Annotated in this window: 15 protein-coding genes and 1 tRNA gene; 6 read left to right on the top strand and 10 right to left on the bottom strand. The window is 39.6% G+C overall.

Annotated elements, in window-relative coordinates; genetic code table 11:
* Positions 1-88: 88 nt before the first annotated feature.
* Complete coding sequence (locus tag NDN11_RS12780; protein WP_241304443.1) at positions 89-1,333, top strand: NADH:flavin oxidoreductase/NADH oxidase family protein; 1,245 nt, start codon at positions 89-91, stop codon at positions 1,331-1,333.
* 87 nt (positions 1,334-1,420) lie between these two features.
* On the opposite strand, the gene NDN11_RS12775 is transcribed toward NDN11_RS12780, so the two are convergent.
* From NDN11_RS12775 to pyrC, 3 genes are all read right to left on the bottom strand, one after another.
* Positions 1,421-1,496, bottom strand: a tRNA-Glu gene (locus tag NDN11_RS12775).
* 19 nt (positions 1,497-1,515) lie between these two features.
* Positions 1,516-2,181 carry a ribonuclease T gene (rnt, locus tag NDN11_RS12770; protein ID WP_251109852.1) on the bottom strand — a complete coding sequence of 222 codons (666 nt, stop codon included), beginning with the start codon at positions 2,179-2,181 and terminating at the stop codon, positions 1,516-1,518.
* Positions 2,166-3,200, bottom strand: a complete 1,035-nt coding sequence (pyrC, locus tag NDN11_RS12765) for a dihydroorotase (RefSeq protein WP_167248925.1) — start codon at positions 3,198-3,200, stop codon at positions 2,166-2,168. The genes rnt and pyrC overlap by 16 nt, the downstream gene beginning before the upstream one ends.
* A gap of 163 nt (positions 3,201-3,363) precedes the next feature.
* On the opposite strand from pyrC, the gene NDN11_RS12760 reads away from it, so the two are divergent.
* Positions 3,364-4,641, top strand: a complete 1,278-nt coding sequence (locus tag NDN11_RS12760; RefSeq protein ID WP_251109851.1) for a GGDEF domain-containing protein — start codon at positions 3,364-3,366, stop codon at positions 4,639-4,641.
* A gap of 52 nt (positions 4,642-4,693) precedes the next feature.
* Here NDN11_RS12760 and NDN11_RS12755 read toward each other — a convergent pair whose 3' ends face one another.
* Positions 4,694-5,899 (bottom strand): L,D-transpeptidase family protein, encoded by a 1,206-nt coding sequence (locus tag NDN11_RS12755; RefSeq protein WP_167248929.1) that lies wholly within the window; start codon positions 5,897-5,899, stop codon positions 4,694-4,696.
* Between the two features lie 197 nt (positions 5,900-6,096).
* Here NDN11_RS12755 and hemE point away from each other — a divergent pair, with 197 nt between their 5' ends.
* The 4 genes from hemE (at position 6,097) to NDN11_RS12735 (ending at position 10,625) form a co-directional block, all read left to right on the top strand.
* Entirely contained in the window at positions 6,097-7,170 is a 1,074-nt protein-coding gene (gene hemE / locus NDN11_RS12750; RefSeq protein WP_251109850.1) for a uroporphyrinogen decarboxylase, read from the top strand.
* 43 nt (positions 7,171-7,213) lie between these two features.
* Positions 7,214-8,008, top strand: coding sequence for a DUF817 family protein (locus NDN11_RS12745; RefSeq protein ID WP_251109849.1), 795 nt, complete (start codon positions 7,214-7,216; stop codon positions 8,006-8,008).
* A gap of 185 nt (positions 8,009-8,193) precedes the next feature.
* Entirely contained in the window at positions 8,194-8,664 is a 471-nt protein-coding gene (locus NDN11_RS12740; protein ID WP_016163047.1) for a DUF3015 family protein, read from the top strand.
* A gap of 80 nt (positions 8,665-8,744) precedes the next feature.
* Positions 8,745-10,625 (top strand): Lnb N-terminal periplasmic domain-containing protein, encoded by a 1,881-nt coding sequence (locus NDN11_RS12735; RefSeq protein WP_251109848.1) that lies wholly within the window; start codon positions 8,745-8,747, stop codon positions 10,623-10,625.
* Positions 10,626-10,668: 43 nt separating this feature from the next.
* On the opposite strand, the gene NDN11_RS12730 is transcribed toward NDN11_RS12735, so the two are convergent.
* The 6 genes from NDN11_RS12730 to trpD all read right to left on the bottom strand — a co-directional run bounded on the left by NDN11_RS12730 (position 10,669) and on the right by trpD (position 15,017).
* Entirely contained in the window at positions 10,669-11,031 is a 363-nt protein-coding gene (locus tag NDN11_RS12730) for a cupin domain-containing protein (protein WP_251109847.1), read from the bottom strand.
* 15 nt (positions 11,032-11,046) lie between these two features.
* On the bottom strand, positions 11,047-11,595 hold the full coding sequence (gene folE / locus NDN11_RS12725) for a GTP cyclohydrolase I FolE (RefSeq protein ID WP_005202404.1): 549 nt from the start codon (positions 11,593-11,595) through the stop codon (positions 11,047-11,049).
* A gap of 91 nt (positions 11,596-11,686) precedes the next feature.
* Positions 11,687-12,376 (bottom strand): Smr/MutS family protein, encoded by a 690-nt coding sequence (locus NDN11_RS12720; protein ID WP_251109846.1) that lies wholly within the window; start codon positions 12,374-12,376, stop codon positions 11,687-11,689.
* Between the two features lie 146 nt (positions 12,377-12,522).
* Positions 12,523-13,005 carry a hypothetical protein gene (locus tag NDN11_RS12715; protein WP_251109845.1) on the bottom strand — a complete coding sequence of 161 codons (483 nt, stop codon included), beginning with the start codon at positions 13,003-13,005 and terminating at the stop codon, positions 12,523-12,525.
* A 146-nt stretch (positions 13,006-13,151) separates the two neighbouring features.
* Positions 13,152-13,958 carry an indole-3-glycerol phosphate synthase TrpC gene (gene trpC, locus NDN11_RS12710; RefSeq protein WP_251109844.1) on the bottom strand — a complete coding sequence of 269 codons (807 nt, stop codon included), beginning with the start codon at positions 13,956-13,958 and terminating at the stop codon, positions 13,152-13,154.
* A 9-nt stretch (positions 13,959-13,967) separates the two neighbouring features.
* Positions 13,968-15,017 carry an anthranilate phosphoribosyltransferase gene (gene trpD, locus NDN11_RS12705; RefSeq protein WP_251111544.1) on the bottom strand — a complete coding sequence of 350 codons (1,050 nt, stop codon included), beginning with the start codon at positions 15,015-15,017 and terminating at the stop codon, positions 13,968-13,970.
* Positions 15,018-15,116 lie beyond the last annotated feature (99 nt).

The raw sequence follows: 15,116 nt of genomic DNA, 5'->3' as shown, positions 1-15,116 counted from the left end.
GCTATTGTCAGTTCATCGGAAGAATGCTTGACAGTAACAATAATCAGATTAAATTAGAGTAAATACTCTAATTGAGCAGAGGATGACCATGAGTCAGATTGCAGACAGTATCCAGATTCGTAACACTACATTTAAAAACCGTATTATCAAAGGGGCAATGAGCGAAGCACTCGCGAATGATGCAGGACAACCCAATGATCTATTGATCGGTTTATATGAAGCGTGGGCAAAAGGTGGTCTGGGTTGTGCCATTACAGGAAACGTAATGGTAAATGTAGGCGCTAAAAATGAACCAGGTGTGGTCGCAATTGAAACCGAGCGTGATCTGGAAAAATTAAAGCAATGGGCTGCTGTGGGTAAGAAACATGGCATGGTGCAATTGATTCAGTTGTCACATCCTGGTCGCCAATGTCCAAAAGGCCTAAATAAGGAAACGGTTGCACCTTCAGCCGTGCCTTTTAGCCCAATGCTTGCAGCAATGTTTGGTACGCCACGCGAGCTTAAACACGAAGAAATTTTAGATATTATCCAGCGTTTTGCGACAGCTGCGGCGGTATGTGAAAAGGCGGGTTTTGAAGGCGTACAACTGCATGGCGCACACGGTTATCTGATTAGCCAGTTTCTATCGCCATTGACCAATAAGCGCACGGATCAATGGGGTGGTTCGATAGAGAATCGTATGCGTTTCTTGATCGATGCTTATCAGGCGGTACGCGATGCAACTTCTGAAAACTTCATTATTTCGGTGAAACTGAACTCGGCAGATTTTCAGCGTGGCGGGATCACAGAAGAAGATGTCATTACCGTGTTCAAAGCGATTGATGCTGCTGGAATCGATATTATCGAAATTTCTGGGGGAACCTATGAAGCCCCTGCAATGGCTGGTGCAAAAGCAGAGTCACGTAAAGCCAGTACCATTGCACGTGAAGCTTACTTCTTGGAATTCGCAGAAAAAATTCGCCAACATGTTGCTTGTAAATTGATGGTAACAGGCGGTTTCCGTACTGTAGAAGGAATGAATGCTGCATTGCAAAGTGGTGCATGTGATTTTATTGGAATTGCACGTCCATTGGCAGTTGAAGTTGATTTAACAGATCGTTTAATCGCAGGGCATGATGTTCGTTATGCAGTGAATCAAATTAAAACAGGAATTCCATTTGTCGATAAAATGGCAATTATGGAAATTATTTGGTATGCAGCACAGTTTAAAGCCATTGGGCAGGGTAAAAAGCCGAATCCAAAATTATCACCACTGTTGGTATTCTTGAACTATGCGAAAGGGAATATCAAAGCGGTGGTAAAAGGTCGTGTCAATTCACGTAAGTCTGCATAAGATATTGTAGGGCTCTTCGGAGTCCTTTTTATTATTCAAAGCAAATAAAAAAGCCACTGTCTTAAAATGCAGTGGCTTTTTCAAATTTGGCGTCCCTACGGGGATTCGAACCCCGGTTACCGCCGTGAAAGGGCGATGTCCTAGGCCTCTAGACGATAGGGACTTCTTGAGGTGGGTGTATATTAGGGTTCTGTCACCAAACTGTCAAGAAGGTGAGGAGACAGTTTGTTCAAAATATAGCAAAACAGTTCGGCTGTCTTTTGGGTATCGTACAACGCAGAGTGCGCTTCTTTACCATCAAACTCAATCCCAGCCTGAATACATGCACGTGCTAACACGGTTTGACCAAACATGACCGCACTGAGTGTCACGGTATCAAATACTGAAAAACTGTGAAAAGGGTTTTGATTTTTTGTGCCTGTACGTGCAATTGCCGCTTGCAGGAAACCTAAATCAAAGTGCGCGTTATGACCCACTAAGACAGCATGGGTACAGTGTTGAGCTTTACGAACTTCATTTAATGATTTGAAAATACGACGTAAAGCACCACGTTCATCTTCTGCCATCGCAACGCGCATTGGATTGAAAGGGTCAATACCAATGAAGTCTAATGAACGACGATCAAGGTTCGCGCCTTCAAAAGGGTTAATATGCGCCTGGAATGAAGGACCAGGTATAAATTGCCCATCTTCAGCATAGATAATAGGAATACACGCAATTTCAAGTAGGGCATCGGTTTGTGAGTTGAAACCTGCTGTTTCTACATCGACAACAACAGGTAAAAATCCACGAAAACGTTGACCAATTACAGGGGCTTTGTTTTCTTCTTGGGTCACACTTTTCTCCAATGCAAGGTTTTACCTGCATGAAGTGGAATAATTTTCTGATCTTCAAGGTAATCTAAAGATTCAGCCACGGTAATGTCTTCTTTCACTAAAGTAATGGTTGAAGTATTGTGTGGCAGACCATAGAAGTCAGCACCAAATATACTTGCAAAACCTTCTAAGCGCTCTAACTTACCCACTTGATCAAATGCCTGAGCATAAAGCTCAATCGCATTTGGTGCACTGTAACAGCCTGCACATCCACAAGCATTCTCTTTGGCATTCTGTGAATGTGGTGCACTGTCTGTGCCTAAGAAAAATTTGGGATTACCACTGGTTGCAACTTCTAATAACGTGGTTTGATGCGTTTGACGTTTTAAAATTGGCAGACAGTAGAAATGTGGTTTGACACCGCCAACCAACATATCGTTACGGTTAAATAATAAATGTTGAGGGGTGATCGTTGCTGCAACATTACGATCTTGTTCAAGCACAAAATTAGCCGCATCACTTGTTGTAATGTGTTCTAACACGACTTTTAACTGTGGGAACTGTTTAAGTAATGGTGACAGTACTTCATCTAAGAAGCGTTTTTCACGGTCAAAAATATCAACGTGATTATGGGTGACTTCCCCATGCAGTAAAAGTGGCACTTGATGTTCTTCAAGTTGCTCGATAACCGCATATACCTTGCGAATATCACTCACACCATTATCTGAGTTTGTAGTTGCACCTGCTGGATAGAGTTTGATTGCATTTACAAATTCAGATTCTTTAATTTTACGTACTTCTTCTGGAGAAGTGTGGTCAGTAAAATAAAGTACCATACGCGGATCAAAATGAAGCCCTTCTGGAACATGGGTCAAAATACGCTCACGATAGGCTAGCGCTTCTTCTACAGTTTTAACGGGTGGAACAAGATTGGGCATACAAATTGCGCGTGCAAATTGTTTGGCTAAATCAGGAACAGTACGTTTTAAAGCTAAACCATCACGCAGGTGCGCGTGCCAATCATCTGGTTGTAAAAGTGTAAGAGTATTCAAGGTCTACTTCAAACTTAAAAATAATACAAATAATAATGCATAAAGTGTGAAAATGGTAACTAGAATTACGGATAAGTGGTTAAGCAAAGCGCATGACAAAATGAGAATTTATGTTATTTTTTATGCGGCACAAAAATAGTGCAGCATAAAAAGAGTATCTGGGATGGACAACGGCTATGATCTTGATCAATTGCGGAGGTCGAAAGAAGACCTAGAGCAGCTTGTTGCCCAACATTCTAAATCTAAAAGTGCTCACCAAACCTTACCGCAAAAATTAGAAAATGAATTCTGGAAGTTTAATGTAGACCGAACACGTCTCAATGCGATTCAGTTCTTTGGTCAGGGTGTGATTACCTATACTATTTTTGTTCTACTTATTTTGCCCTCTAATTTTGTTGTGATTCGTGCGAGTGAGCATTTTGCCCTCGATTTTATCTACAGTATTCTCAGCTTAATTGTTGTGGGGATTGCACTGTTCTTATTCTGGGCTTTTTCACGCTTTAAAAAACTGAATACTTTATTTTACCCAGCAGCTTGTACGATTGTTTTCTTGACCATCGTATTAACGTCTGTGTTGATGATGAGTGTGTCTAATCTGGTGCTACAAAATCAGGCCATGGTTTTGATTGCATTTCTATATATGTTGGGGTTTATTCTGAGTGGAATTCGACCATTACATATGTTGTGGATTGGTTCACTCGCTGCAATCACGATCTTGTTTCTTTTATATTGGTTTGATAACTCAAGCGACTTTCTCATGATCGGGCGGACGCTAATTGGAAGTTTGCTGTTGGGCTTTTCAATCAGTGTGATGTTGACTTCAAAAGAAAGAAAAATATTTATAAAGTCTAAAATTTCGGAAATTGATGAGCAGATTTTGCGTATCCAAGCTTCGGAGTTGTTACATCTGAGTCAGCATGACGAACTGACAGATGTATCCAATCGACGTACCTTTGAAGAGATGTGTACCTATTATTATGAGTTAGCTTGTAAAGAGCGAAAATCGTTGTCAGTATTGTTTATCGACATCGATTATTTCAAAAATTACAATGATTTTTATGGGCATCAAATGGGAGATCAGGTGATCTCAGCTATTGCTAAAACCATTAAAAGCTCGATTCGGCATATGGATTTTATTGCTCGATATGGTGGGGAGGAGTTCGTGGTGTTATTACCTGAAACTTCTGCACAAGGTGCTTATGCAGTCGCAACCAATATTTACCGTGCCATTGAACGCTTAATGATTCCGCATGATAAATCACTGGTGTCTAATCATGTCACCATTAGTTTGGGGATCACGGTTTTTAATGGTAATCCAAAAATTAGCCAAGAGATGTTGATTCATACAGCAGATAAGGCTTTGTATCGAGCAAAACAACTTGGACGTAATCAAATTTATTACCAGCCTTTACCAAATGTAGAGGAAAGTAGTTTGAAATAAAAAAACCGAATATCAAGCACTGATATTCGGTTTTTTGTAGAAAATACCTAGATTACTCTAAGAATTTTACAGTAACACCTGAACGAACTTTAGCACCTAAGTCATTGGCATCCCAGTTGGTTAAACGGATACAGCCGTGTGATGCAGTCTTAGAGATTAAAGATGGGTTAGGCGTACCATGAATACCAAATGATTTTTTGCTTAAACCAATCCAGATGTTACCGACTGGTGCATTTGGACCAGGTGGTAGAGAAAGTGGTTTAAGGTTTTTGCCTTGGACAAAGTTAGATGGTGAATAGCTATACCAAGGATTTTTTGCTACGCCAACTACTTTATAAGTACCTGTTGGAGAAGGCGTGTCAGTACTGCCAATTGTTGCAGGAAATGATGCAATCATTTGATTGCGACTGTTGAATAAATACAATTGTCTTGCGCCTTTATGTGCAACAATCAAATGGATATCTTCAGGTAAGTCATTGCGGACATTGGCCACAATAATTTTTTCGCCCGCTTTTTTAAATGTTGCAGTTGGATTAAGTTTCTTTAAGAAATTTTCATCCATATGGAATTTTTCACCCAACATTTCAGTAACACGGGTGTAATACAAACCCTTCATTTTTGCTTGTAAAGCATAGTCAGAAGGGATTGAATCCGCATATGGGCCTTTTAAGTCTGCATCAGTAATGGTGTATTCAACATAAGCTGGCTTAGTCTGCTTAGCGACCAATGCATCCCAAGTTTCTTTAGTTAACTGACCTGTTGGTGTTAAACCATTCATTTGCTGGAATGATGCAATTGCTTTTAAAGTATTTTTACCATTTGAGCCGTCAATCGCACCTGGTGATGCATGTGCATTGTTCAACATCACATGTGCGCGTGCGTAGGCAGGAAGTTGTCCTTTTGGTAAAGCTTCAGGATATTCAGCATTATTCATGCTATCTAAAGTCCATGAAATTTTAGCAACTGGAGCAGCTGTCGTTGTAGCAGTGGTATCAGGTGTATTTTCTAATTTTTGCGATACAACTGATGCAGCCCCTGTATTGACTTGTGGCTCTGATACTGCTGGTGCAGCAACACTTGAAGCTGGATTGACAGCAACACTTGAAGCAGGGCGTTCAATTGCTAATGGATCAATCGGATCTTGTACAGAACCCGCAATTTTTTTTGGATTTAATGGTTGCTCAGTTGTTGGAGCAGCAAAAGCAACATTAGCAAGAATACAACTTAAACTCATAGCGAGTAATGAGCGAACAAACATGTAATTCAACCTTAAGAATTATTCATATTGAGATATAAGATCTTGCAAGTATTACAGAAAATAATGCAGCTTGCAGTAGCAGTTTTGTGTAAAAGAGAAATTTATTTGAGCCCGCAAATTTGAATACGATTGAAATTATAAATTCCAAGCTAACTTTGTTATGATGCGCGCTACATGAAACAATTTAGAGATTGGTAATGACAACGTTGAAAAATGATCGTTTCTTACGAGCTTTATTACGTGAGCCTGTAGACACCACGCCTGTATGGATGATGCGTCAAGCAGGGCGTTATTTACCAGAATATCGTGAAACCCGCGCACAAGCAGGGGATTTCTTGTCTCTATGTAAAAATACTGAATTTGCCTGTGAAGTGACTTTACAGCCATTACGTCGTTATGAGCTTGATGCTGCGATTTTATTTTCAGATATTTTAACGGTTCCTGATGCTTTAGGTTTAGGTTTGTATTTTGAAACAGGTGAAGGACCTAAGTTTCATAAAACAGTACGTACTGAACAAGATGTGGCAAATTTACCTAAATTGAATGCCAAGTCTGATCTGGCTTATGTCATGAATGCAGTTTCGACCATTCGTTCTGCTTTAAATGGTCAAGTTCCTTTGATTGGTTTCTCTGGAAGTCCTTGGACTTTAGCTACTTATATGGTTGAAGGTGGATCAAGTAAAGAGTTTCGCTTCATTAAAAATATGATGTACGCGCAGCCAGAAGTGTTACATGCGTTGTTAGATCATTTGGCTGATTCTGTGATTGATTATCTCAATGCGCAAATTGATGCAGGTGCACAAGCGATCCAGATTTTTGATAGTTGGGGTGGTGCACTAGCGCATAGAGAATACGTTGAATTTTCATTGAACTATATGACCAAAATTATTGCAGGCCTGCAACGTGAAAAAGATGGTCAACGTATTCCGATTATTGTATTCACCAAAGGTGGTGGTCAGTGGTTGGAAACGATGCTCACCACAGGGGCTGATGCGTTTGGTCTAGATTGGACCACACCGCTTTATACTGCACGTGATGTGGTTGCAGGACGAGCTGCATTACAAGGTAATTTAGATCCAGCCGTGCTTTATGGTTCAGCCGCTGCAATTGAAAAGTCAGTGAAAGCAATGATTGATGATGCTTATGCCAATGGTGAAAAAACAGGCTATATCGCAAACTTAGGTCATGGTATTACTCAATGGGTCGATCCAACACAACCTAAGATTTTTGTAGATACTGTTCACGAATACAGTGCTAAATATTTAGGTTGATATTTTTTAAGCTTTTCAAAATAAACACGCTAGGATCAGTTTTGTGCAGTTGATTGTATTACCGCTCAACTTTATCTCTAAGGCAGCTTCGGCTGCCTTATTTGGGTTGTTGCTTTTGATTGCATTTGCAGTCACCGCACCGATGGGAAGTCATGAATATTATGGTTTCTTCCGCTATGACTATTTGTTGTTTTATGCCTTGATCATTCAAGCTTGTCTGATCTATTTAAAGCTCGAGTCATGGGCAGAAGCAAAAGTAATTGCTTTATTCCATATCATGGCGATGGGAATGGAAATATTTTTGACCCATCCAGCGATTGCCTCATGGCAGTATCCACAGCCAGCGATATTAAAGTTACTTACTGTGCCATTGTTTGCGGGGTTTATGTATTCAGCAGTGGGTAGTTTTTTTGCTCGATCTTTAAGGCTTTATAAAGTTTCATTCGAAAACTTACCCAACTTTGGCAATATGCTGTGTTTGGCGGTGTTGTCTTACCTTAACTTTATGAGCAAGTTTTTTATTCCTGATATTCGTCTTGCGCTATTTATTTGGAGCATCGTAATTTTTTGGAAAACTCGGCTTTATTTTCAGTTGCAGCAACATCGTTTTAAAGTGCCTATGCTACCGATTTTATTGTTGCTTGCCTTCTTGATCTGGATTGCAGAGAACATCAGTACCTTCTATAAAATTTGGTTGTACCCAAGCCAAGTCGATGCTTGGCATATGGTGGGGTGGGGTAAATTAGGTTCATGGTATTTATTATTATTGCTGAGCTTAGTGTTGGTATTAAAAATCTTGGGGACGCGAGATAAAAATGGGACTTGGCAGTTAAATTAGGCGATTCGAAAATCGTTTAACAGGCATTATCTGATTTCTTTTTGTTATGAATATTTCAGATATATTTCAAAATTTATTTGCTAAAGCGCGCTAAGCTCGCTATTTTAACTTTTGTGTAGGAAGAATTACACAACACAATAGTGATAACAAATACTGAAGAATAATTGATACTGGAGATCGTTCCTATGTTAAAAAAAATTGCATTAGCTGCTCTATTAGCCGCTGGTTCAACAGTTGCAATGGCCGATAATGATGTCGGTTGTGGTGCTGGTACACAAATTTGGGCAGGTAAAAAAGGTGTTGCACCTAAAATTCTTGCCGCGACAACCAATGGTATTTTTACCAACCAATTATTAGGTATTACTTTTGGTACTTTAGGATGCCGTCAAGGTGGTACTGTAACAGCTCAAGTAGTGACCTTCACCAATGAAAATGCTGAATCTTTAGCGCGTGATATGGCAGTTGGCCAAGGCGAAAGCTTAAATGTGCTTGCTGAATTAATGCAAATTAAAGCCAATGACAAAGCACGTTTCTTTGCTGTGTCTAAAGCAAATTTTGCTGAAATTTATTCAAGTAAAAATGCAAACTCGCTTCAAGTTTTAGATGCTTTACAAAGTGTAATGGCAAAAGACGCAGTGCTTAAAGCATACGTTTAATTTGCTACATGTTAAAACCCTGTCTTGATGACAGGGTTTTCTTATACCTACGATCATTATTCTTAAAAAATTGCGATTGAATGAAATTAGCTACTTTTATACTTGCGTGTTTGATGTGCCACTTTGCTTATGCTACGGTTAAATCCGATTTTCAAACTTATTTGGACATTGCCAAACAAAAACAATTAGATCAACACATCACATGGCAGCGCTTGATGTATGCCGACCAAAAACAAAATAGCGAAGTCACTTATGTGGGTTATTTTTACGCGAATGATGGTAAAACCAATTTAAATAATGAATTACAAGCCGATATTAAAGCCTTATTTGTAGAAGCTCCAGATAACCAACCCATCCGTTGTAAATTTCCCGCGCGTAGCCGCTGGTTGATGCAACAGCTCGACCTCAGTGATCAACAGCTGCCAAAAGTCAATTGTACGGAATTTGAGGATTGGATAAATCAAATCAAGCCGTATAAAGCGACTTTGATTTATGCAACGGATTTTATGGGTAATCCAAGTTCGATGTTTGGACATACGCTATTGCGACTAGACCCTAAAGATCAGAAGCAACTTAACCTAGTTTCCTATGCAGTGAACTATGCAGCCACAGTGAAAGGTGATGATAACTGGTCCTATGCATGGAAGGGCTTAACTGGACAGTATCCTGGCGAATATTCTCTAATGCCGTATTACCGTAAGGTAAAAGAATATGGTGATTTTGAAAGCCGTGATTTATGGGAATATGAGCTCAATCTCACACCAGAAGAAACACGGTTTTTAGTTGAGCATATTTGGGAAATGCAGCATGTGAGTTTCCCTTATTATTTTGTTAGTGATAATTGTGCTTATCGGTTATTGGGCTTAATTGATTTAGTACGTCCAAATTTAAATTTAAAACAGCAGTTTAACTATGCTGCCATTCCAATTGAAACATTGAAGGCTGTCGATCAACAAGACTTAGTGAAAGAAGTTGTGTATCGACCAGCTTTAGAAACGCAGTTACTTGCACAAGCCAAACAACATGGCACAGCTTTAGCCAAAGTCGCTCATCAGATTGCCGTTACCGAGACAGATCAGGCTCAACCCATTTTAAAAGCATATCAGCCACAAGATCAGGCCAAGATTTTAGAAATGGCTTATGACGATTTATATCTACAATATATTAGCCATAAGGTAGATGCGGATTTTGCCCAACCTCAATTACGTCAGTTACTTGCGCAGCGTAGTCAAATCAAGGTTGATAAACAACGTCAAGAACCGATACGCCCGAAAAAGCAGCCTGTAGAAGGACATCATGCGCGTAACTTGTCGGTAAATGTGGGTGAAGTACAAGGGCAGAAGTTTATTGAACTTGGGCATCGTCAGGCCTATCACGATTTGATTGATCCACAAGGTGGCTATCGAACAGGGACGCAACTCTTATTTTTAGATGGCAGTTTGCAATACCGTGAGGACAAGCTCAAGCTCGAACATATAGATCTATTATCAGTGAATTCCTATAACCCGATTCAGCCATTTAAAGCGCCAATCACTTGGGGTTTTAATTTTGGTTGGAAGCAGGAGGCTATTGAAAAAGGACTATTTAGTGAAGATGCGCAACATGGTGTGATGAATCTGAATATGCAAGTCGGTTATAGTGTGGCTGATTATGATCGTCGACATCTGTGCTATGCCCAATTGCAAAGCCATATTCAAGGTGGGAAAAATTTAGATAAAGGTTGGCGCATTGGAGCTGGGCCAACTGTAGGTTGTATGAATGTATGGTCTGATAATATCAACAGCGTGGTACAGATCGAATTACCGTATTGGCAAGATCTAAGTCAATGGAATTTAAGAGTCGGTACACAGCTTCAATATAGTCTGAATACAAATCATACTTTACGTTTAAACTGGGATTTTGAACAGCAGAATCATAAAGATGGGAATAAAGTCGGCGTGGGCTATGTACACTTTTTTTAGCGGTTAAATATTATGAAAGTTTGATCAGAGTTGGCCAGGCAGTTCAAACTTCAACAATCACATAGTATTTTTTAACTGCTTCAATAACTTCAAATGTACCGACAAATGCGGGTGGGATAATTCCTGCATTTCCAGCAGTCACTTCAATAAAAGAATTAGTTTGTGCATCGTGGATACGCACAATTCCTTCCATGACCTGAAAGAACTCTTGTTTGTTTTCAGCAAACTGAATATTCCAAGCACCGACTTCACATTGCCAAATGCCACAGTCCATATGTGGATGTTCATATAAACTATAGGTTAAACGTTCAGGATTACCTCGAACCAAACGATCGGGACGAGGATAATCAATAGTTGCGTCATTTGCGATTAAATCGCCGAAACCTGCTAACTGAACTGATGACATTCTAGGCTGCTCAGCTTAATAGTTTTCAGGAACAGCACTTAAGAATTCACGACGTACATCTTTGTCGGTTTTAAAATCACCAACAAAAGAAACCGTACGTGTAGTCGACTCTTGTTTACCTACACCACGCATCATCATGCACATATGCGCAGAGTCAATTACAACTGCAACACCACGTGCTTGAGTTACTTCTGCAACTGCTTCTGCAATTTGCTGTGTCAAATTCTCTTGAACTTGTAGACGACGTGCAAACATTTCTGTAATACGCGCAAATTTTGATAAACCTAAAACTTGACCTTCAGGTAAATATGCAATGTGCACACGACCATAGAATGGCAGTAGGTGATGTTCACAAAGTGAATAAAATTCAATATTTTTGACCAATACCATTTCATGGTTATCGGAAGGGAAGAGCGCACTATTTGTAACTTCTTCAAGCGTTTTGCTATAGCCAGAAGTTAAAAAAGAGAAAGCTTTAGCCGCACGCATTGGCGTATCTTTTAAGCCCGGGCGATTTAGGTCTTCACCAACGGCAGTTAAGATATTTGCGTACGATTGCTGCATAGACATAACAATGTTCACTTAGGTAGGTTGAACAAAAACGGCAATTGTATCAGAAAACGATTAGAAATCTTAATTTTGATAAAAATGCCGATTACTGTTTGTACTTAGGGTTCTTTTCGGCACGTTTGAGCAGGACTAAAACCGCTCCTGTACCGCCTTGATTTTCTGGCGCACTAACGAAAGCAAGTACATCACGATGCTGTCTGAGCCAACCATTGACATAGGTTTTTAAAATTGCTTCAGGGCCTTTACCGTGAACAATTTTAACGACATTTTGATTTTCATCTTTTGCCATTTGAAGTACTTGTAAAACCGCAGCACGTGCTTGTTCAACGGTACAACCATGTAGGTCAACCGCCTCGAACCAGCGAATTTTGCCTGCTTTTAAGTCTTCAAATACTTTGTGCTGTAAAGTCGCAATGCGATAGCTTAAAGTTGCTTGGCTGGCAACAGGATTTAAGATCGCTTGAGTATCTGAAATCTCGGTGAGCTCTTGCTCTGCGCCACCTTCTGCTGCAGCACGTTTTGCCAAGGTTTGAGCATCGACTTTTTTACTGCGTGCAACTCTGGTATCGGCAATATTTTGATTGTCGATTGGTTTTACCCCAAGCAGGGCCTTTTTAAAAAGCTCAGTATCTTCCAACTCTTCTGCAACGGCTGGAGTTTTTTGTGACTCTGCTTGCTTTGCAATAGCACTCGCTTGAGGATTAGAGATTTGCTTTTTAAAGGCTTTCAGTAAGTTAAACTGGTCTTTAGAAAGCGATGAATCGTGTTTACTCATAAGTTTAGAAAAATAGGCAAGATACCAGAGATGTAAAATTATAGTCCGAAACTGTGATGATTTGAACTGAATTGCATTCATGGTGGTAATCTGAAGTTTAATTTAAATTTTTTCAGACTATTTGAATAATTTAAAGTATTTTAAATTTATGGTTTAAATGGCCAAATAAAAGTTTTATACGGGAGGTTTGGTTGATTATTATCCTCTTCAAAGCTTTTAATAAAAGTAATTTGAATCAAATCGGGGTTAATAATCTTTAACTTAGCTATTGCAAGATCAAAATCACGGTATCCAATATTTTTGTGAATTCTAATTGTAAAAGACTTTCCAAAAGATTTTTGAAAATAAAAAGTTAATTGCTCTGGGTGGTTTGATAGGTTTATTTTTCCTGAAAATATATAACTATCTGAATTGCTTATGTTTAATTCAAAATTAATTGAATTTTGGTAGGATGTATCTCCTTCATTTGTCCAATTTTCTTTATCTATAAAGTTTTTTCTAATTTCGTATTCTAATTTACTTAAGTAGTCTTTAAGAAAATAGAGAAAAGTTATAAAGGCAATAATAAAACCTAAAATGGTGAAAATGTTAGCTAGTAGAGTTATACTATTAATTATTTCAGTTTTCATTTTATTTAAGAACTTTTTAAAGATTGGATAAAATATAACTATTGGATCAAAGTTAATACAATAGTTATAGTACTATTTAATTTCTAACTATTTTTAGTTGGTAGTAGTGAAGCCCAAGGCAGAATTTTACCTTGAACCTGATTTGCTTAGATCTGCTCAGGCTGTCCAAACAACGCATTAAATGCTTGATCAGGACGTGGCTGTTTCATAAAGCTTTCACCCACAAGGAAAGTATGAATATCATTGGCTTGCATCATTTCTACATCAGCAGGTGTGGCAATACCACTTTCAGTGACTAAAACACGAGAAGCAGGCAATAATTTCTTTAAACGCAATGAGGTATTTAAATCCACATCAAAGGTTTTAAGATTACGGTTGTTCACACCCAAAATACATTGCTCAGAAAGTTTTAGCGCACGTTCTAATTCATATTCATCATGAACTTCAACCAGAACATCCAACTGCTGTTCAAATGCCGTTTTCGACATTTCTTCCAGTTGTTGATCTGATAAACATGCCACGATCAATAAAATACAATCGGCATGTAGCGCACGTGCTTCCACTACATTATAAGGATCAATCAAGAAATCCTTACGCAAAGCAGGTAGGGCACAATGCTGACGCGCGATTGCGATATTTTCGTCTGCACCTTGGAAAAAATCCACATCAGTCAATACCGATAAACAAGCAGCACCAGCCTGTTCATATTGCTGTGCAATCTCCGCAGGATTAAAATCTGCACGAATTACACCCTTAGACGGAGAAGCTTTCTTAATTTCAGCAATCACAGCTGGGCGCTTGTGCTGTAAGGCGTTGGCAAAACCACGCACAGGCGTTGCTTCTTTGGCCCATTGCTCGACATCATGCAAGCGACGTTGTTTTAAACGTGCTGCAAGTTCCTCATGTTTGCGGTCAACAATTTTACCTAAAATGGTATTTTGAATATCGATCATGAGAAGTCCTTAGTCTGCCTGATATTGTTTCAATGTCTTGGTAAATTCAGCCAAGATGCTCATTTTTTCTAAAGCCTGTCCGCCGTAAAGAATATCTTGAGCCAGCTCAACTGCTTGTTTATAGGTTTTGGTAAGGCCAGCGACATAAATACCTGCGCCTGCATTCAGTGCAATCATATTTGCTGCTTTTTCGCCAACGTCTGATTTGTCACGACTCAAAGCATCTTTGATTAGCTTTAGGCTCTCTTCAGAACTATTGACGACTAAACCAGTCAGAGTTTGAGAGTCAATACCAACGTCTTCAGGGTTCAGCGTCCATTCGGTAACTTCGCCATCTTTAAGTTCAGCCACAGCAGTTGGCGCAGCCAGACTGATCTCATCTAGGCCATCTTTAGAATGTACCACCAGTACATGCACTGCACCGAGTTGTTTTAATACTTCGGCAATGGGACGGCACAATTCATCTGAGAATACGCCAATCACAAAACGATTTACGCCAGCAGGGTTGGTGAGTGGACCAAGTAAGTTAAAAATACTGCGAATACCCAATTCACGACGCGGTGCCACCGCATATTTCATGGCTTTATGATGATTTGGCGCAAACAGGAAACCAACGCCCATTTCACGGATACAACGTTCTGTTTGCTGCATGTCTAAATCAAGTTGAATGCCAATCTGTTCAAGCACGTCCGAAGAACCCGATTTACTTGATACACCGCGGTTACCATGTTTCGCAATGGTTGCTCCAGCAGCAGCGATCACAAAACTTGAAGCGGTTGAAATATTAAATAAGTTTTGACCATCACCACCTGTACCCACGATATCTACCAGATGAGGAATATCACTGACATCAATTTTAATCGCGAATTCACGCATGATACGTGCAGCAGCTGTAATTTCATCAATACTTTCGCCCTTCATACGCAAGCCCATCATTAGCGCACCGATTTGAGCATCAGTGGCTTCACCTTGCATGATACTGCGCATGACATCTTCCATTTGTGGCTGGGTCAGATGGATGTTTTTAGTAATGTTATTGAGTGCCTGTTGGATATTCATAGTCATGAGTTACAGCATTTAATGATTAAAAAATTTGGATGAAAGTGGTTGATGATGAAGGATAGCTCAGCTTTATGTGGCGTGTGTCCCACCCGCTAA

Origin of the sequence: Acinetobacter sp. C26M, assembly GCF_023702675.1 — a bacterium.
GTDB lineage: Bacteria > Pseudomonadota > Gammaproteobacteria > Pseudomonadales > Moraxellaceae > Acinetobacter.
This window is presented reverse-complemented; position numbering and strand designations above follow the sequence as displayed.